Here is an 18,141-nt window from a genome sequence, read left to right as displayed (position 1 = left end):
CCGGCCGCCTTAGCTCAGTTGGCAGAGCGATTCACTCGTAATGAATAGGTCGTGGGTTCGATTCCCACAGGTGGCTCCACACATTCCGCCGGTTGAGTAGCCGCCGCAGGCGGCGATCGAGCGGGTTGAGTAGCCGCCCCTGGCGGCGTATCGAAACCGCAAGGCTCTGCGGGTTGAGTAGCCGCGTCAGCGGCGTATCGAAACCGCGGTCGAGCGGGTTGAGTAGCCGCCAATGGCGGCGTATCGAACCCGCAAGGCTCTGCGGGTTGAGTAGCCGCGTGAGCGGCGTATCGAAACCGCAAGGCCCTGCGGGTTGAGTAGCCGCGTGAGCGGCGTATCGAAACCCAAGAACCCCGCCCCAACCTGGGAAAACCTCCACTTGCCCCCGTCCCCCCAGTCCGGGGGCAAACTCCCCGTTTGGGCCCAAATCGGCTTGCCGCCGGTGCGCGGCAGGGCATAGCCTCCCAATCACAGCGCCGCTCTGAGGGGGGATGGCGACTTCGAGATCTCGGGGGGGATCGCGTGGCTATTGGGCGACCAGTTGTACTCGGTGCGGTCTTCACGACCGTCATGACCGTCGCGTTGCCGTTTCTCGGCGGCGGCGGTCCGGCGTTGACCCAGTCGGCGCAGGCATCCGCGATCGGCGCGGTTCCGATCGCGTCGACCTCGCTCGTCGTGCAGGGGCAGAGCGCTGCCAATCCGGCGGCCGCGCTGGCCGCGGTCACGCAGCCGGTGGCAAGCATCCTCGAAGTCGACAAGCCGAAGATCGACCTCAGCGTCGACGTCGAGCACATCGCGCAGAAGCCGGTTCCGCCGCCTCCGCCGCCCGTCGTCGTGAGCGCCGCGAGCGCCGCCAGCGGCACCGCGCAGCGCCAGGCCGCACTGGCCGCGAAGGGCGCCTCGTGCCCGTCCAATGTGGGCGGCTCCACGGGTTCGGCTCCCGGACGCACCAGCTCCGAAGGCGTCGCCGGCACCACCACCAGCGACATCGCCTCGTTCGCCGCGGCGTACAACGCGATCCGCGTCGCCAACTGCCTGAACCCGGTTCCGATGGCGAACTTCCGCTACGACTCCTGCATGGAGACCCGCCTGTTCTGGATGGCGGAGGACCCGAGCACCAACCCGTCGAGCGCGTGGGGTCACACCAACACAGCCAAGCGCAGCGACGGCAAGAAGATCGAAGGCTGCGACGGGAACCTCGCGGGCGGCTCGGGCAACACCGGCGCCACCGTGGCCCAGAAGTGGTGGAACTCCACCGCGCACCGCAACTCGCTCTACCGGCCCACCTACACCGGAGGCACCGGCGGCGTGTGCATCTACCTCGCCATGACGCACGGTGGCGTTCCGAACGAGCCCTACAGCTTCACGCGGGCCGCCGCCCGCTGGGGGAGCTGCTAGGACCGCCCAAGACCCGCCGGGGCGCGCATCTCAGCGCGCGCCCCGGCGTTGGCGTTCCCGCGGATACTTGCGCGCCCGGTTCGGGACGCGCCCCTCAGTAGGGTGAAGGCATGAGCGAACGGCTGCGGTGGGGCATTCTCGGACCGGGCGGCATCGCTGCCTCGATGACGAAGGACCTGCAGCTGGTGGGTGCCCCGGTCGTCGCCGTGGGCTCGCGTTCGTTCGAGCGTGCGACCGAGTTCGCCGAGCGCTTCGGCATTCCGAACCGTCACGGCAGCTACGAGGAGCTCGTCGCCGACCCCGAGGTCGACGTGATCTACGTCGCGACCACGCAGAACGCCCACGCAGAGCACGCCATCCTCGCCCTCAACGCGGGCAAGCACGTGCTGCTCGAAAAGCCGTACACGATCACCGCGGAGGAGGCGCAGGCGGTCGTCGACGCTGCCGCGGTCAACGGCGTCACTGTGCTCGAGGCGATGTGGACCCGGTTCCTGCCGCACATGGTGCGCATCCGAGAGGTGATCGCGGCGGGCACCATCGGCGAGGTGCGCTCGCTCACCGCCACTCATGACCAGCAGCTCGCGAATCGGCCCGGCAGTCGTCTGCTGGACCCGGCGCGCGGCGGCGGTGCGCTCCTGGACCTCGGCATCTACCCGGTGGCGCTGGCGTGGGACGTGTTCGGGGCGCCCGAATCGACGACCGCGGTCGGAACCCTCAACGACGACGGGCTCGACCTCCAGACCTCCATCATCTACCGCTACGCCGGCGGGGCGCACGCGGTGCTGCACACGCAGATGGACGGGGCCGGATCGAACCGCGCGACCATCGTCGGCTCCGAGGGGCGGATCGAGATCGACCGCGTCTGGTACATGCCGAGCACCGCCACCGTGGTCGCGAACGATGGCGAGGTGATCGAGCGCATCGAGATCGCCGTCGAGGGACGTGGGATGCAGTTCCAGGCGCTCGCCATGGAGAGCATGGTCGCCTCCGCACGCACGGAGACGCCGGAGCTCAGCCCCGCTGAGTCGGTCGCGATCATGGCGAGCCTCGACGAGATCCGCGCGCAGATCGGGCTGCGGTTTCCCGGGGAGTGAGGCGGCGCGCGCGGTGACGGCGGGACTGTGGCCGACTACGCGCGGACCGTCGCGCGAGAGAACCTCGTGACCTCGTCGCCTATCATGGCCGAGTGAGCGACGAGCCCCCGATCAGCCGCCGAGCGGCACGAGAGGCCGCCGGGCGCCGAGGCGGATCCGCCGAGACGCCGGGCAGCGAACTGGCGACCGTCGTGCTGCCGACGGATGCGGCTCAGGCGGAGCCGGAGCCCCGGGTGGGGCTCGTCGGCGGCATTCTCGGAGCGATCCGCTCGCATCCGACGACCTGGTTGATCTCGGCCATCGTGGTCGCGTTCGTCGGCCTCGGCACCGGCGCGGTGTTCACCGGAATCGCGGTCGCCTCCAACGTCGAGGTGCCGGTCGTGATCGAGACCGAGGAGCCCATCGCCGAGCGGGAGCTGCCCGCCGAGATCGCCGACTCCGTGCTGCTGCGGACCTGCTCGGTGGCCGATCAGGTGAGCGACGACCGGCTCAAGAAGGTCTACATCTCGGCGACACTGATCGACTCGAGCGACTCCGTCGAGATGCTGGCGCGTCGCAGCGGCACCGCCGTGCGCGTGGGCAGCGTCATGAAGGTGTACACGGCGGCCGCCGCGATCGCCGTCCTCGGTCCCGACTACACGCTGAAGACGCAGGTCGTCGACGGCAACGTGCCCGGCACGATCGTGCTCGTCGGGCGCGGCGACGCCACGCTGAGCGCCCTGCCGGAAGGCTCCGAGAGCTACTATCCGGGTGCGGCCAAGCTCTCCGACCTCGCGGCGCAGGCGATCGCCAAGTACCAGACCGAGCATCCCGAAGTTCCGATCACGCAGGTGATTCTCGACGCCACCTACTGGAATCCGGCCGACAACTGGGACTCCAGCTGGGCGCGCAGCGAGCAGACCACGGGCTATCACTCGGAGGTCACGGCGCTGCAGGTGGACGGCGACCGCGCCGACCCGACCAAGTCGGTCAGCCCGCGCGGCACGGATCCCGTCGCGACCGCCGGCGCGGCGTTCCTCAGCGCCCTCCGTGCGGCCGACCCGGGCGGTGTTCTCGCCGAGACCGTCACCACCTCGAGCGGTTCGGCGCTGTCCGGCGCGACCCTGCTCGGTGAAGTGGCGTCGCAGCCGGTCTCGGTCCTGATCAAGCAGATGCTGCTCGACAGCGACAACACGCTCGCCGAGGTGCTCGCCCGCGTGGTGTCCAAGAACTCCGGACTCGACGGATCCGCGTCGTCGCTGCGCTCCGCGATCCCGAGCGCCGTCGGATCCTTCGGCGCCGACACCAGCGGCATGGTCGTGGCCGACGGGTCAGGACTGAGTGCCAACAACGCGGTCAGCATGACCCAGGTCGCCGAATTCATGGCGCTCGTCTGGGAGGGCAATGACGGGCTCAGCTACGTGCGCGACGGCCTGTCGCTGGCGGGGGTCACCGGTTCGCTGCGGGATCGCTTCGGCGGCGACAACGCGGATGCCCGCGGCAACGTCTACGGCAAGACCGGCTGGATCACCACCGCCTACAGCCTCGCCGGCATCGTCGAGGCCAAGGACGGCTCGCTGATCGCGTACTCGGTGTCGGCGGTGCGCGACGGAATCAGCGCCGACGCGAAAGACGCCATCGACAGTCTGGTGGCGGGCTTCTATCGTTGCGGAAGCAACCTCGCCAACTACTAGGAGGCCCTCATGCGCGCGCTGTTCATCATCGACGTTCAGAACGACTTCACCGAGGGTGGTGCTCTCGGGGTGGACGGCGGCGCGGCGGTCGCCGCGGGGATCACGGAGCACCTGGAGGCTCATCCGGAGCGCTACGGCGTCGTGATCGCCTCGCGCGACTGGCACCACGGCGACGACGACAACGGCGGGCATTTCGCCGTCGGCGCGGAGCCCGACTTCGTCACCACCTGGCCGGTGCACTGCGTGGCGGGCACGCCGGGCGCGGAGTATCACCCGGCGCTCGACGTGTCGCTGATCGACGTGCACATCAAGAAGGGCCAGGGCGTTCCCGCCTATTCGATCTTCGAAGGCACCACCGACGACGGGCAGACGGTGCCCCAGGTGCTCGACGCCCACGAGATCACCGACATCGACGTCGTCGGGATCGCCACCGACTACTGCGTGCGCGCCTCCGCGCTCGATGCGATCGACGGCGGCTGGCGCGTTCGCGTGATCACCGACCTGGTGGCGGGGGTCGCGCTCGCGTCCAGTGCCGCGGCGCTGGAGGAGCTGGAGGCCGCGGGGGCCGAGCTCGCGGTCGTTCGCTGAGCCGCGAGTCGCGGGTGAGTCGCGCATCCGCCTGGCGGGGTGGGATGCTGGAGGCATGATCGCCCGCATCCTTCTTCCTCTCGCCGTGCTCGGCGCGCTCGCGCTCGCCGTCGCCTTCGTGTTCGTCGTCTTCGTCTGACGTGCCCGTCGTTGAGCTGTCGGAGCTCAGCGACCCGCGGCTGAACGACTTCGCGCGCCACACCGATGTCGAGCTGCGCGGGGCGCGCGGCACCGAGAACGGGATCTTCCTCGTCGAGTCGCTGCTCGTGCTGGAGCGCGCTCTGCGGGCGGGGCATGTGCCGCGCGCGGTGCTGTCGCTCGCCTCATCGGTCGAGGAATCGCTCGCACTGCTGGGCGCGCACGCGGCGACGGTGCCGGTGTTCACGGGGGAGCCGGAACTGCTGGCCGAGCTGACCGGGTATCAGGTGCATCGCGGCGTCGTCGCCTCCCTCGAGCGCCCCGCGCTGCCGTCGCCGGAGTCGCTGCTGGCGGGCGCCCGCCGGGTGGTCGTGATCGAGGACGTCGTCGACCCGACCAATGTGGGGGCGATCTTCCGCTCGGTGGCCGGCATCGGGGCGGATGCCGTGTTCGTGACGCCGCGCTGTGCGGATCCGTTCTACCGTCGCTCGCTGCGCGTCAGCATGGGGACCGTGCTGCAGGTGCCGTGGACGCGGCTGCCGTCGTGGGAGCTCGCGGCGCCGGTGCTGCGCGAGGCCGGCTTCGAGGTCGCGGCGCTGGCGCTCACCCCCGAGGCGGTGGCGCTGCGCGACTACGCCGCGCGGGCGCCGGAGCGGGTGGCGCTGCTGCTCGGCACGGAGGGCGCGGGCCTGTCGCCCGAGGCGCTCGCCCACGCCGACGTGCACGTGCAGATCCCGATGCACCACGGCATCGACTCCCTCAACGTCGCCGCCGCCTCCGCCGTGGCCCTCTACGCCCTCGTCTAGAACACGTTCGGGATGCATCCCCGACGCAACCGAGTGACGCGCGCGGCACTCCTCGGCGCGCGGGATGCATCCCAGCGGCTCTTAGACGAGGAGTTGGTGGTGGGCTAGGTCGCGGTACAAGGGGGTGGAGGCCACCAGCTCGGGGTGGGTGCCGGTGCCGACGACGCGGCCGTGGTCGAGCACCACGATGCGATCCGAATCCACCACCGTCGACAGGCGGTGCGCGATCACCAGCAGGGTGCGGCTGGTCGCCGCCGCGTTGATCGCATCCCGCAGCAGCTGCTCGTTGGTGCCGTCCAGGGATGCGGTCGCCTCATCCAGCAGCAGGATCGGCGCTTTCGTCAGCAGCGCCCGCGCGATCGCGAGTCGCTGCCGCTCGCCGCCGGAGAGCATCACGCCGTCCTCGCCGACCGCCGCATCCAGCCCCGCCGGGTCGCGGTCGAGCACCTCGCCGAGGTTGACGGTGCGCAGCACCTCGATGCACTCATCGTCGCTGGCGTCCGGCGAGGCGAGCGTCAGGTTGTCGCGGAGGCTCCCGGCGAGCACCGGCGCGTCCTGCTCCACGTAGCCGATCTGCGCCCGCAGCTCCAGCCGGTCGAGCGCCCGCACGTCGACGCCGCCGAGGCGCACCACGCCGCCGGTCGGGTCGTAGAACCGCTCGATGAGCGACAGGATCGTGCTCTTGCCCGCCCCCGACGGCCCGACGAGCGCCACCCGCGCCCCGCGCGGCACCTCGAACGACACACCGTGCAGCACCTCGCGGTCGGTCTCGGCTCCCTCGATCTCGGCGAGGCCGTCCTCGCCGATCACCTCGGCGATCGCCTTCTCGCGCTCCGACTTGTGCGCCTGCTCCGGGTAGCGGAACCGCACCTCCTCGAACGAGATCGCGGGCGCCGCGGCCAGGTCGGCCAGGTCGGCGGCGGGCGTGAGCGCCGCATCCCCCTCGTCCTCGCTCGGCAGCCCGATGACCTCCTGGATGCGCCCGAGCGCCCCGAGCGCCTGGTTGACGGAGTTGATCGCGCCGAAGGCCTGCCCGAGCGGCATGATCATCAGGAACAGGAACAGGATGAACGCCACCAGGTCCGCGACCGTGAGCTCGCCGCTGGCCACCCGGAAGCCGCCGACGCCGAGCACCACCAGGAACGACACCTGCATCGCGATGCCGGCGACCGGCACGACGAGCGCCGAGATCTTGGCCAGCTTGACGCCGGCGCGGTAGGCGCCGCGGGCGTCCTCTTCGACCGCTACCGTTTCGCGCTCGGTCGCGTTCGAGGCGCGCACCGTGCGGATGGCGCTGATGCCGCGCTCCACGGCGGCCGCCAGGTCGCCGACCTTCTCCTGCTGCTGCTTGCTGGCGACCCGGATGCGCTTGCCGAGCAGCGTGACCGTCGTCACCGCGATCGCCACCACGAGCACCGTGAGCCCGAGCAGCACCGGGTCGATGATGAGCATCGCGATGAGCGCGCCGAGGAACAGCACGGCACCGCCGACCGCATCCAGGAGCCCCTGGGTCATCACCGCGTAGAGCAGGGTGGTGTCGCTGCCGACGCGCGAGACGAGGTCGCCGGTGCGGCGCTGGTCGAATTCGGCGATCGGCAGGCGCAGCATCCGGCGCACCAGCTGCCGCCGGGCGGAGAACACGACGCTCGTGCCGGTGCGCTGCAGCAGGTAGTGCTGGAAGCCGTTGATGAGGCCGGACGCGACGACCAGCCCGACGAGCGCCCAGACCAGGATGCCGAGGGCGCCGCCCGATTCGACGATGCCGATCACCTGGCTGACCAGCAGCGGCTGCGCGAGCGAGGCGGCCGCGCCGAGCAGGCTCAGCACGACGACGACGGCGAGCACCGCGCGGTGCTCGGTCAGATAGGGGAGCAGCTGGCCGAAGCTGGCGCGCGGACCGGTCTCGTCGGTTCCGGGGCGCCGCATCAGTCCGCGGCGTGCGGGGGCGGGGGAGGACATGGTGACTTCTTCCGAGAGGGGCGGGCCGGGCGACGGGCCGTGATTCGCCGGAACGAGCCTAACCCGGCGCATCCGGCTTTCGCCGCCGCGTCGGCCGGGTGACATAGGCTCTGGTTTCGTGTCAGCACCTGTGATCCGCGCTTCGGCCCTCGTCAAGAAGTACGGCGATTTCGCCGCCGTCGACGGCATCGATTTCGAGGTCGCCCCGGGCGAGAGCTTCGGCCTGCTCGGCCCGAACGGCGCGGGCAAGTCGACGACGATGCGGATGGTCGGGGCGGTCTCGACGCGCACCGGCGGCGAGCTGGAGATCCTGGGCCTCGACCCCAATGAGCACGGCCCCGAGATCCGCGCCCGGCTGGGGGTGGTGCCGCAGCAGGACAACCTCGACACCGACCTGCGGGTGCGCGACAACCTGCTCGTCTACGGTCGCTACTTCGGGCTGCCGCGCGCTCAGGTGGCGGCGCGCGCCGATGAGCTGCTCGCCTTCGCCCAGCTCGGCGAGAAGGTCACGGCGAAGGTCGACGACCTCTCCGGCGGCATGAAGCGGCGCCTCACGATCGCGCGCTCCCTGATCAACGACCCGTTCGATCCTGCTGCTCGATGAGCCCACCACGGGGCTCGACCCGCAGGCCCGGCACATCCTCTGGGACCGGCTGTTCCAGCTGAAGGAGCGGGGCACCACGCTCGTGCTGACGACGCACTACATGGACGAGGCGGAGCAGCTCTGCGATCGTCTCGTCGTGGTCGACCAGGGCCGCATCATGGCCGAGGGGAGCCCGGCGGCGCTGATCCGCCAGCACTCCAGCCGTGAGGTGCTGGAGGTGCGCTTCGGCTCGCAGCGGAACGCGGAGGCGGCGACGAGGCTCGCGGGCATCGGCGACCGGATCGAGGTGCTTCCCGACCGCATCCTGATCTACTCCTCCAGCGGCGAGGAGGCTCTCGTCGAGCTGACGCACCGCGGCCTGGACCCGATCACGAGCCTGGTGCGCCGCTCGAGCCTGGAGGACGTGTTCCTGCGCCTCACCGGGCGGAGTCTGATCGAATGACCACCGTGACCGAGCAGGCGATCGCCTCGGCGGTGAAGCCGCGGCGCTTCGGCGCCTGGTACATCACCGAGCACAAACTGCGGGCGATGCGCGCCTACCGCTGGACGATCCTTGCGACCGGGATCGGCACGCCCCTGTTCTACGTGTTCGCGTTCGGCGTGGGCCTGGCCGTGCTGGTGGGCGCGAACGCCGGCCCGAGCGGCGTCGACGGCGTCTCCTACCTCGTGTTCGTGGCCCCCGCGCTGATGGCGATGGCCGCGGTGCCGGTCGCGCTCGACGAGTTCATGTTCGGCATCTTCCTCGGCTTCAAATGGAACCCGATCTTCACCGGCATGAACGCCGCGCCCATCACGGGGCGGCAGATCATCGACGGCATCTTCCTGTTCGTCACGATCCGCCTGGCGATGACGAGCACGCTCTACTACCTGGTGCTGCTGCTGTTCGGCGCGGTGCAGCTCGGGTGGAGCGTGCTCATCATCCCGGTGGCGATGCTCACCGGGCTGGCCTTCAGCCCGATCGCCGCCCTGACCGCCTCGTTCCGCGAGGACCGCAGCCAGTTCGCGATCATCCAGCGCGTGGTGATCATGCCGCTGACCCTGTTCAGCGGCACGGTCTTCCCGCTCACCCAGCTGCCGATCTTCCTGCAGTGGATCGGCTGGCTCTCGCCGCTCTGGCACGGCTCCGAGCTCGGCCGCGAGCTCAGCTACGGACCGAGCGAGCCGATCTGGCTGACCGCCACCCATCTGGCGTTCCTGTTCGCGATCGCGATCGCCGGCTGGCAGGCCTGCGTGCGGATCTCGGTGCGGAGGCTCGACAAGTGAGCGCCCTGACGAGGCCCCAGCCGAAGCCCGGCGTGCGCGCGCTCTACGCGGGCAACGCCCGCTCGGTGATGGCGCGCGGCCTGCTCGCCACCCGCTCCACCAACTGGGTGATCGTGCTGTCGGGCGTTTTCGAGCCGATCTTCTACCTGCTGGCACTCGGCATCGGCCTGGGCTCCTACATCGGCGATGTGACGGATGCGCAGGGCACCCCGGTCTCCTACGCCGCGTTCATCGCGCCCGCGCTGCTGGCCGTCGCGGCGATGAACGGCGCCGTGTACGACTCGACGTGGAACGTGTTCTTCAAGATGCACTTCGGCAAGCTGTATCAGGGCATGCTCGCCACGAGCCTCGGCCCGCTCGATGTGGCGCTCGGCGAGGTGGCGCTGGCGCTGCTGCGCGGCGCCGCCTACGGCACCGCGTTCCTGCTGGTGATGCAGGTGCTCGGGCTGAACCTCGCCTGGACGGCGATCCTCGCCCTGCCGGCGCTGCTGCTGATCGCGTTCGGCTTCGCGAGCCTCGGCATGGCGATCACGAGCTACCTGAAGACGTTCCAGCAGATGGACTGGGTGCAGTTCGCCCTGCTGCCGATGTTCCTGTTCTCGGCGACGTTCTTCCCGATCACGGTGTACCCGGAGGCGATCCAGTGGTTCATCATGGCGCTGCCGCTCTGGCACGGCGTCGAACTGGTGCGGGGCCTCACGACGGGCGCGGTCGGGCCGGAGCTGCTCATCCATGTCGGGTACTACCTCGCCATGGTCGGCATCGGCCTGGTGTTCACGACGCGGCGGCTGCGGGCCCTGTTCCTCGACTGAGGGCCGCTGCCGCCGCGCCGTGAGCGCGACCTAGGGGAGCGGCAGCGGCTCCTCGACGAGCACGTCCTCGCCGACCTCATCCATCGAGATGTCCTTCGTCTCCCGCGTGAGCAGCAGCGCGATGAGCGTGAGCCCGGCCGCCCCGCTCAGGTAGACGCCGACCCAGAACGGGCTGCCGCCGCCGGCCGTCCACAGCGCCACGGCGATGAACGGGGCGAGCGCGGCGCCGATGATCGAGGCCACGTTGTAGGAGATTCCCGAGCCGGTGTAGCGCACGCTCGTCGGGAACAGCTCCGGCAGCAGCGCCCCCATCGGCCCGAAGGTGGCGCCCATCAGGATGAAGCCGACGATCAGCCACGCCTGCACGCCGACGAAGCCGGCGGCGAGGAACGGCACCCAGAGCAGGCCGAACACGATGATCGCGACGGTCACGACGATGAGGGTGCGGCGGCGACCGAAGCGGTCGGCCCAGGGGCCCGAGACGAGGGTGAAGATGCCGAAGAACACCACGCCGACGATCATCATCAGCACGAAGCTGGTGTAGTCGTAGCCGAGGCCGGGCAGGCCCGCCTCGGGGGCGATCGGCGCGCGGCCGTAGCTGAGCGAGAACGTCGTCATCAGGTAGAAGAGCACGTAGGTCGCGAGCATGATGAAGGTGCCGAGCAGCAGTTCGCGCCAGTGCGAGCGGAACACGGTCGCGAGCGGCAGACGCTGCAGCGTGCCCGCCGCCTTGCTGCGCGAGAACACGGCGCTCTCCACCAGGCGCAGACGCACCCACAGGCCGACGACGACCATCACGGCCGAGAACAGGAACGGGATGCGCCAGCCCCACTCGAGGAACGCCTCGCTGGGCATGCTGGGGTCGCTCGACGGCAGCAGTGCGGCGATGATCAGGAACAGCCCGTTGGCGAGGATGAAGCCGAGCGGGGCGCCCAGCTGCGGGAAGGTGCCGTACCAGGCGCGCTTGCCCGCCGGGGCGTTCTCGGTCGCGACGAGGGCCGCACCGCTCCACTCGCCGCCGAGCGCGAAGCCCTGGCCGATGCGAAGGATGACGAGCAGCAGAGGCGCGAGCCAGCCGACTACGGCGTAGGTCGGCAGCACGCCGATCAGGAAGGTCGCGATTCCCATTGTCAGCAGCGCGCCGACCAGGGTCGCCTTGCGCCCGTGGCGGTCGCCCAGGTGGCCGAAGACGATCGAGCCGAGCGGGCGGGCCACCATCGCGGCGCCGAACACGGCGAACGACGACAGCAGCGACGTCGTCGGGTCATCCGAGGGGAAGAACAGGTGCGGGAAGACGAGAACCGCCGCGGTGGCGTAGACGTAGAAGTCGTAGAACTCGATCGTGGTGCCGATGAGGCTGGCGAAGATGACCCGCGAGCGCGGGTTGGCGGGCGCGGACGGCGCCGACGTGCTGGTCACTGTGCAGTACTCCGAGAGTTGTGCGGAACGCGTCTGACCGGTCGGAGTTCGCGGGGTGCGGCGGACGCTCCGTGGTGCGCGTCGTCGCAGGCGAAAGTTCGGGCCGCTAGTGGCAGCCCCGACGAGTGTACGCCGTTGGTCCGCCCGGCCGTTAGCCGCGCAGCTCGCGCAGCGTCAGCGCGGTCGTGATCGCCGCGTGCGCGGCCTCCGCGCCCTTGTCCTCCTTCGAGCCGGCAAGGCCCGCCCGGTCGAGACCCTGCTGCTCGTCGTCGAGGGTGAGCACGCCGAAGCCGACCGGCTTGCCGGTGTCGAGCGCGACCCGGGTCAGCCCGTCCGTGGCGGCGGCGCTCACGTACTCGAAGTGCGGGGTGCCACCGCGGATGATCACGCCGAGGGCGACCACCGCATCCGCTCCCGCGTTGAGGGCGACCTTCGCCGCCACCGGCAGCTCGAAGCTGCCCGGCACGCGCACCTCGGTGACGTCGGCGTTCGCGGCGGCGAGCACGCGGTGCGCGCCCGCGAGCAGTCCGTCGGCGATCGCGTGGTGCCACAGGCCCGAGACGATCGTCACCTTCAGTCCGGTCGCGTCCGGGATCGCCGAGGTTTCGAGGGAGGGGGCGCCGTGTCCGGCCATGATCAGTCCAATCCGTTCGTGAGGTGGGCGGGCAGCGAGTGGCCCATGCGGTCGCGCTTGACGTCGAGGTAGGAGGTGTTGAGTGCGCCGACGCCGACGACGAGCGGCACCAGTTCGGTGACCGCGACGCCGCGTTCGGCGAGCTGGCGGGCCTTCTCCGGGTTGTTGCTGAGCAGGCGCACGCGGTCGATGCCGAGGTCGTGCAGGATCGCGGTCGCGGCGCCGTAGTCGCGCGCGTCGGCGGGAAGGCCGAGCGCCACGTTCGCGTCGAGGGTGTCGAGCCCATCCTCCTGCAGGCGGTACGCCTTGAGCTTGTTCACCAGGCCGATGCCGCGGCCCTCGTGACCGCGCAGGTACACGACGACGCCGCCCTCCGCCTCCACGCGCTCGAGGGAGGCCTGCAGCTGCGGACCGCACTCGCACTTGAGCGAGCCGAACGCCTCACCGGTCAGGCACTCGGAGTGGATCCGGACGAGAGGGGGGCTCTCGCTGCCGGCGGGATCGCCGGAGATCCACGCGACGTGGTCGGCGCCGGTCGAGCGGTCGCGGTAGGCCCGCACCCGGAACGCGCCGTGCGTCGTGGGGATGGTCGTCTCCACCTCGAAGTCGACGCGGGAGGTCTCCGGGATCTCGGGGATCGCCTCCGGGTCGCCCTCGCAGCGCTGCTCCTCGAGGAACCGGATCAGCTCCTCGATCGTGATGACCGGCACGCCCTCGCGCTCGCCGAGTCGGATCAGGTTCGGCAGGCGCATCATCTCGCCGTCCTCGTCGACGATCTCCGAGATCGCGCCGACCGGTCGCAGCCCCGCGAGCTTCATCAGGTCGACGGCGGCCTCGGTGTGGCCGTCGCGTTCGCGCACGCCGCCATCGACGGCGCGCAACGGCAGGATGTGGCCGGGTCGCAGCACGCTCCCCGGCGTCGAATCCGGGTTCGCCAGCACGCGCAGCGTGTGGGCGCGGTCGCCCGCGCTGATGCCGGTGCTGAGGCGATCCGCCGCGTCCACGCTCACCGTGTAGGCGGTGCCGCGCGGATCCTCGTTCATGCTGACCATCATCGGCAGGTTCAGCGCGTCGGCGATCTCGTTCGTCATCGGGGCGCAGATGAAGCCGGAGGAGTTCTTGACCATCCAGGCCACCCACTCCTGGCTGGCGCTCTCCGCGGCGAGGATGACGTCGCCCTCGTTCTCGCGACCCTCATCGTCGGCGACGATGATGGGACGGCCGGCGCGCAGTGCGGCCACCGCCTCGGGAATGGTTGAGAGGCTCATGCCTGCACCTTCGATCGGAGGGACTCGACGGCGAGCAGCCGTTCGACGTGGCGAGCGAGGATGTCGCTCTCGAGATTGACGGGGGTGCCGGGCTTCGCGGCGCCGAGCGTGGTGGCGGTGAGGGTCTCCGGGATGAGGCTGACCTCGAACCACGGCTCCGGCTCACCGGCGTCGCTCACCGCGCTGACGGTGAGCGAGATGCCGTCGATCGCGATCGAGCCCTTGCGGGTGACCAGCGCCTCCAGCTCCGCGGGGAGGGCGACGCGGACGACGCTCCAGCGCTCGCCGGGGGTGACGCTCACGACCGTGCTGGTGGCATCCACGTGACCCTGCACGATGTGGCCGCCGAGGCGCGAGTTGACGGCCGCGGCGCGCTCCAGGTTGACGCGGGAGCCGGGGGCGATGCGCGACAGGGTCGTCTGCGCGATCGACTCGGCCATCACGTCGGCGGTGAACCAGTCGGGGCCCTGATCGATCACCGTCAGACAGACGCCGCTGACCGCGATCGAGTCGCCGTGGCGCGCATCCGAGGCGGCGAGCGGGGCCTTCACGGTCATCCGGGCGGCGTCGGCGCTCGGCTCCCAGGCGAGAACCTCGCCCTGCTCTTCGATGATTCCGGTGAACATGTCAGTGCTCCTTGGGGGTGGCCGCGCGCGGCGTTGCCGAGATGAACAGGTCGTCGCCGAGCTGCTCGACGGTGGTGATGTGCAGGCGGCGTGCGTCGCCGATGGTCGGGATGCCGAGGTCGCCCAGGGCGAGCTTGTCGCCGCCGAGCAGGGCCGGGGCGAGGTAGATCGAGAACTCGTCGGCGAGGCCCGCCGCGATCAGCGCGCTCGCGAGCGTCGGGCCGCCCTCGACGTAGACGCGCCGGATCTCGCGCTCGTGCAGCTGTCGCAGCACCGCGTGCGGGTCGCGGGTGCCGGTCTCGAGCAGTCCGGCGGGGTGGGCGTGCAGCTTCGCCGTGCTCGGGATGCGCCGCTCGCCGACCACGACCGGAAGCGGCTGGTGCGCCAGCAGTTCGCCGCCGTCGCCGCGGGCGGTCAGGCTCGGGTCGTCGGCGAGCACCGTGCCGGTGCCGACCAGGATCGCGTCGGCGGCGGCGCGCTCCTCGTGCACCCGCTGGCGCGCGGTCGTGCCGGTGATCCACTGGCTGCTGCCGTCGGCGGCGGCCGCGCGGCCATCCAGGGTGGATGCCCACTTGACGATCACCCAGGGACGTCCGCGACGCACCGCGGTGAGCCACGGATGCAGCAGCGCCTCGCCCTCGGCCGTTCGCGGGCCGTGGGTCGCCGGCACGCCCGCGGCGCTGAGGTGGGCCGCGCCGCCGCTCGACGCGTCGCCCGGGTCGGCGACGGCGTAGTGCACCGCGCCGATGCCGGCGGCGAGCAGCGCCTCGCTGCACGGGCCGGTGCGCCCGGTGTGGTTGCAGGGCTCCAGGGTGACGACGGCGGTGAGGCCCCGGGTGTCGATCCCGCGCGCCCGCGCGTCGTACAGCGCGGCCACCTCGGCGTGCGGCGTGCCCGCGCCGCGGTGCCAGCCCTCCGCGACGATGTCGCCGCGGGAGTCCATGAGCACGCAGCCGACCTGCGGGTTCGGGCCGACCGCGGGGCCGCGGCGGGCGAGCTCCAGCGCGCGCCGCATGGCGGCATCCAGCGTGGTGCTGGGGGTGCTCTCGGTGTTCCGCATCCGGTCCTCGGTCTGTTCTCAGACAGTTCCGGGGGTGCCGAGAGGTCGGCGGCTCGCGGATGCGACGGGCGCACCTGCGAACTCGTGCATCCTCCCATCCGGACTTTCACCGTCGGTACTGGAGTTCCACCAGTTCGGCCCGCCGAGTTGCCTCGACGAGTTCGCGGACTTTGACCGCCGGCGCGGAATTTCACCGCCCCCGGAGCACGTGCTTCGTGTTCACAGCCTACAACGCGGCCTGCGCGCGCCGCATTCCCGCGCCCGCCGCGCTGTCGCCCGCACCCCGCGCCGCCGCCCCTGCCCGCGCCCCTGCACGTTTCTCCGGAGGTTTCGCGCGCATCCCCCGGAGTTCCGGGCCAGTCGCCGCGCTGCGGGACGAAAACTCCGGAGAAACGACACACTGCGCGCGCCGCGCCGCGCCGCTCAACGCTGGTGCGGCACCTACGCGAGCAGTGCGGGCAGCTCGTCGAGCGAGCGGATGACCGGCACGCCCGCCGCGGACGCCTCGGCTCGCTGCTCCGTCGTCGCGATGCCGGGGCGATCCAGCCAGACGCCGAGCAGCCCCGCCCGCGCCGCCCCGATCGCGTCGGTGTGCAGTCGATCGCCGATGTACGCCGCCTGCGCGGGCGCCACCTCGAACAGATCGCACGCGTGCTCGAAGATCCGCGCGTCGGGCTTCGCGACGCCGACCGCCCCGCTGGCCACGAAGTGCTCGAACGCTCCCTCGAGGCCGATCGCGCGGAGCTTCGCCGTCTGGAACGGCACCTCGCCGTTGGTGATGATGCCGAGGCGCCGATCCGCGAGCGCGGTGAGGCAGTCATCCACGTCCTCGTGGCGGGTCCACGAGCGTTCATACTGCAGAAGGTATGCGTCGAACCAGGCGAGGGCGGCCTCGTCGTCGAGCATCACGCCGTGCGGCTCGAGGAAGCCGCGGGCGCGGGCGCGACGCTGCTCATGGAAGTCGATCTCGCCGGAGAGGTAGCGGTGGTAATGCCGCTCCTCGAGGTCATTCCACCGGGTGAACTCGACGTCGGGCTCGGCGGTCGCGATCGCCGCGCCGAGGGTCGCGCGGTGCGCGTGCAGGCCGAGCTCCACCGAACGGCGGTGCGCGAAGAGGGTGTCGTCGAGATCGAACAGGACGACCGAGACGGGTCCGCCGCTCACGCGGGCCACCCCGGTTTGATGCTCCGGTCATCCGTCGCGGTGAGCACCGCGTGCCAGCCGTCGGGGCGCGTTGTGCCGTCGCGGAGCGGCATGCTCAGCGGGGCGCTGCCGGTGAAGGTGAAGCCGGCGGCGCGCGCGGTGCGCGCCGAAGCGTCGTTGCCGATGACGCACTCCCAGCCGACCGCATCCGCTTGGCCCTCGTGGAACACCCAGTCGACGACCGCGGTGAGTGCTTCGCTCATGATCCTGCGGCCGCGGTGGGGAGCACCCAGCCAGTAGCCGATCATCGACCCGGGCCGGCGCCAGCCGATCACGCCGAGCAGCTTGCCTTCCCCATCCGCACCGCCCGCGGCGCCACGAATCGCCCAGGTGCACTCCTCGTCGGACTCCCAGCCGCTGGGCACGTACTCGCGCACGAACCCCTCGGCGTGCTCGCGCCGGTACGGCCACGGCGTCGTCACGAAACGTTCGAACAGCGGATCCTGGCAGTGCTCGGTGATCGTGTCGACATCACGATCGCCCGGCTGATTCAGCAGCAGCCGGGCGGTGGTGAGCTCGACCGGCATCATGCGCGGCGCAGGAACCCGATCGCGTCGTAGACGCGCGACAGCGTCGCGTCGGCGATCGCCTCGGCGCGCTCGGCGTTGCCGGCGAGCACGCGGTCGAGCTCGGCGGGGTCGTCGAGCAGCTCCAGCGTGCGAGTGCGGATCGGGTCGAACGCCGCCACGACCGCCTCGGCCGTCGCGCCCTTCAGGTCGCCGTAGCCCTTGCCGTCGAACTCGCTCTCCAGCGACGCGATGCTCGAGCCGCCCAGCACCGAGAGCAGCGTCAGCAGGTTGGAGACGCCCGGCTTCTCGGTCGGGTCGAAGCGGATCTCGCGGTCGGCATCCGTGACCGCCGACTTGATCTTCTTGGTGAGCACCTTCGGCTCGTCGAGCAGCCACAGGATGCCCTGCGGGCTCTCGCCCGACTTCGACATCTTCGAGCCCGGGTTCTGCAGGTCGTAGACCTTCGCCGTCTCCTTCAGGATCGACACCTCCGGCACCACGAAGGTCTTCCCGAAGCGCGAGTTGAAGCGCTGCGCGAGGTCGCGGGTGAGCTCGATGTGCTGGCGCTGGTCTTCGCCGACCGGCACCACGGCGGCGTCGTAGAGCAGGATGTCGGCCGCCTGCAGGACCGGGTAGGTGAACAGGCCGACGCTGGCCGCATCCGCGCCTTGCTTCTGCGACTTGTCCTTGAACTGGGTCATGCGGCTGGCCTCGCCGAAGCCGGTGATGGTGTTCAGCACCCAGGCGAGCTCGGCGTGCGCGGCGACGTGCGACTGCACGAACAGCGTGGAGGCGCTGGGGTCGATCCCCGCGGCGATGTACTGCGCGGCCGTGCGGCGGGTCTGCTCGCGCAGGTCGGCCGGGTTCTGCGGCACGGTGATCGCGTGCAGGTCGACGACGCAGAACACGGCGTCATGCGTGGTCTGCAGCTGCTTCCACTGCAGGAGCGCTCCGATGTAGTTGCCCGCGTGGAGCGAGTCGGCGGACGGCTGCATGCCGGAGAACAGACGCGGAAGGCTCATTCCCCCATCCTCCCATCCCCCACGAGCGCTGCCGAAACTCACGAGCGCCACCGGAGCTCCGGCAG

The 18,141-nt window shown here is 70.9% G+C and carries 16 protein-coding genes, 1 tRNA gene, 1 pseudogene and 1 riboswitch; of the genes and pseudogenes, 9 read left to right on the top strand and 9 right to left on the bottom strand.

The genetic code is table 11. The features are described from left to right. Nucleotides 1-3 precede the first annotated feature (3 nt). From AC0L6Y_RS09715 to AC0L6Y_RS09690, 6 genes are all read left to right on the top strand, one after another. Nucleotides 4-79: transfer RNA gene (locus tag AC0L6Y_RS09715), tRNA-Thr, on the top strand. A 491-nt stretch (nt 80-570) separates the two neighbouring features. Beyond that, a complete protein-coding gene (locus AC0L6Y_RS09710; RefSeq protein WP_473551556.1) occupies nt 571-1,398 on the top strand; it encodes a hypothetical protein in 828 nt (275 codons plus the stop codon). A 110-nt stretch (nt 1,399-1,508) separates the two neighbouring features. Continuing rightward, nucleotides 1,509-2,492, top strand: a complete 984-nt coding sequence (locus AC0L6Y_RS09705) for a Gfo/Idh/MocA family protein (protein WP_473551553.1) — start codon at nt 1,509-1,511, stop codon at nt 2,490-2,492. 92 nt (nt 2,493-2,584) lie between these two features. Further along, on the top strand, nt 2,585-4,165 hold the full coding sequence (locus AC0L6Y_RS09700) for a D-alanyl-D-alanine carboxypeptidase/D-alanyl-D-alanine-endopeptidase (RefSeq protein WP_473551550.1): 1,581 nt from the start codon (nt 2,585-2,587) through the stop codon (nt 4,163-4,165). A 9-nt stretch (nt 4,166-4,174) separates the two neighbouring features. Continuing rightward, on the top strand, nt 4,175-4,753 hold the full coding sequence (locus tag AC0L6Y_RS09695; protein ID WP_473551548.1) for an isochorismatase family protein: 579 nt from the start codon (nt 4,175-4,177) through the stop codon (nt 4,751-4,753). Between the two features lie 140 nt (nt 4,754-4,893). Beyond that, nucleotides 4,894-5,697, top strand: a complete 804-nt coding sequence (locus tag AC0L6Y_RS09690; RefSeq protein WP_473551546.1) for a TrmH family RNA methyltransferase — start codon at nt 4,894-4,896, stop codon at nt 5,695-5,697. Nucleotides 5,698-5,778: 81 nt separating this feature from the next. Here the strand turns inward: AC0L6Y_RS09690 and AC0L6Y_RS09685 are convergent, their stop codons facing one another. Then, nucleotides 5,779-7,656: an ABC transporter ATP-binding protein gene (locus AC0L6Y_RS09685; RefSeq protein WP_473551543.1), complete on the bottom strand. Its 1,878-nt coding sequence runs from the start codon at nt 7,654-7,656 to the stop codon at nt 5,779-5,781. A gap of 118 nt (nt 7,657-7,774) precedes the next feature. Here AC0L6Y_RS09685 and AC0L6Y_RS09680 point away from each other — a divergent pair. The 3 genes and pseudogenes from AC0L6Y_RS09680 (at nt 7,775) to AC0L6Y_RS09670 (ending at nt 10,335) form a co-directional block, all read left to right on the top strand. Beyond that, a pseudogene (locus AC0L6Y_RS09680) lies at nt 7,775-8,702 on the top strand (ABC transporter ATP-binding protein). After that, nucleotides 8,699-9,523 carry an ABC transporter permease gene (locus AC0L6Y_RS09675; RefSeq protein ID WP_473551541.1) on the top strand — a complete coding sequence of 275 codons (825 nt, stop codon included), beginning with the start codon at nt 8,699-8,701 and terminating at the stop codon, nt 9,521-9,523. Before AC0L6Y_RS09680 ends, AC0L6Y_RS09675 begins: the two are co-directional and overlap by 4 nt. Further along, on the top strand, nt 9,520-10,335 hold the full coding sequence (locus AC0L6Y_RS09670) for an ABC transporter permease (protein ID WP_473551538.1): 816 nt from the start codon (nt 9,520-9,522) through the stop codon (nt 10,333-10,335). The genes AC0L6Y_RS09675 and AC0L6Y_RS09670 overlap by 4 nt, the downstream gene beginning before the upstream one ends. A gap of 30 nt (nt 10,336-10,365) precedes the next feature. On the opposite strand, the gene AC0L6Y_RS09665 is transcribed toward AC0L6Y_RS09670, so the two are convergent. From AC0L6Y_RS09665 to trpS, 8 genes are all read right to left on the bottom strand, one after another. Further along, nucleotides 10,366-11,754, bottom strand: coding sequence for an MFS transporter (locus AC0L6Y_RS09665; RefSeq protein WP_473551535.1), 1,389 nt, complete (start codon nt 11,752-11,754; stop codon nt 10,366-10,368). A 151-nt stretch (nt 11,755-11,905) separates the two neighbouring features. Beyond that, nucleotides 11,906-12,388 (bottom strand): 6,7-dimethyl-8-ribityllumazine synthase, encoded by a 483-nt coding sequence (gene ribH / locus AC0L6Y_RS09660; protein WP_473551533.1) that lies wholly within the window; start codon nt 12,386-12,388, stop codon nt 11,906-11,908. 2 nt (nt 12,389-12,390) lie between these two features. Then, on the bottom strand, nt 12,391-13,656 hold the full coding sequence (gene ribB / locus AC0L6Y_RS09655; RefSeq protein WP_473551529.1) for a 3,4-dihydroxy-2-butanone-4-phosphate synthase: 1,266 nt from the start codon (nt 13,654-13,656) through the stop codon (nt 12,391-12,393). Beyond that, entirely contained in the window at nt 13,653-14,282 is a 630-nt protein-coding gene (locus tag AC0L6Y_RS09650) for a riboflavin synthase (RefSeq protein WP_473551526.1), read from the bottom strand. Before AC0L6Y_RS09650 ends, ribB begins: the two co-directional genes overlap by 4 nt. Before the next feature lies 1 nt (nt 14,283). Then, nucleotides 14,284-15,342 (bottom strand): bifunctional diaminohydroxyphosphoribosylaminopyrimidine deaminase/5-amino-6-(5-phosphoribosylamino)uracil reductase RibD, encoded by a 1,059-nt coding sequence (gene ribD / locus AC0L6Y_RS09645; protein ID WP_473551523.1) that lies wholly within the window; start codon nt 15,340-15,342, stop codon nt 14,284-14,286. An 81-nt stretch (nt 15,343-15,423) separates the two neighbouring features. Continuing rightward, a riboswitch (FMN riboswitch) is annotated at nt 15,424-15,553 on the bottom strand. A 230-nt stretch (nt 15,554-15,783) separates the two neighbouring features. Further along, nucleotides 15,784-16,506 (bottom strand): HAD family hydrolase, encoded by a 723-nt coding sequence (locus AC0L6Y_RS09640; RefSeq protein ID WP_473551520.1) that lies wholly within the window; start codon nt 16,504-16,506, stop codon nt 15,784-15,786. Further along, complete coding sequence (locus tag AC0L6Y_RS09635) at nt 16,503-17,075, bottom strand: GNAT family N-acetyltransferase (protein WP_473551517.1); 573 nt, start codon at nt 17,073-17,075, stop codon at nt 16,503-16,505. The genes AC0L6Y_RS09640 and AC0L6Y_RS09635 overlap by 4 nt, the downstream gene beginning before the upstream one ends. Continuing rightward, nucleotides 17,072-18,076: a tryptophan--tRNA ligase gene (gene trpS, locus AC0L6Y_RS09630; RefSeq protein ID WP_473551514.1), complete on the bottom strand. Its 1,005-nt coding sequence runs from the start codon at nt 18,074-18,076 to the stop codon at nt 17,072-17,074. The genes AC0L6Y_RS09635 and trpS overlap by 4 nt, the downstream gene beginning before the upstream one ends. Between the last annotated feature and the right edge of the window lie 65 nt (nt 18,077-18,141).

This window comes from Pseudolysinimonas sp. 10J20-29, from assembly GCF_055809595.1.
Note: the sequence above shows the minus strand (reverse complement) of the source record. Positions and strands in the feature narration are given on the sequence as shown.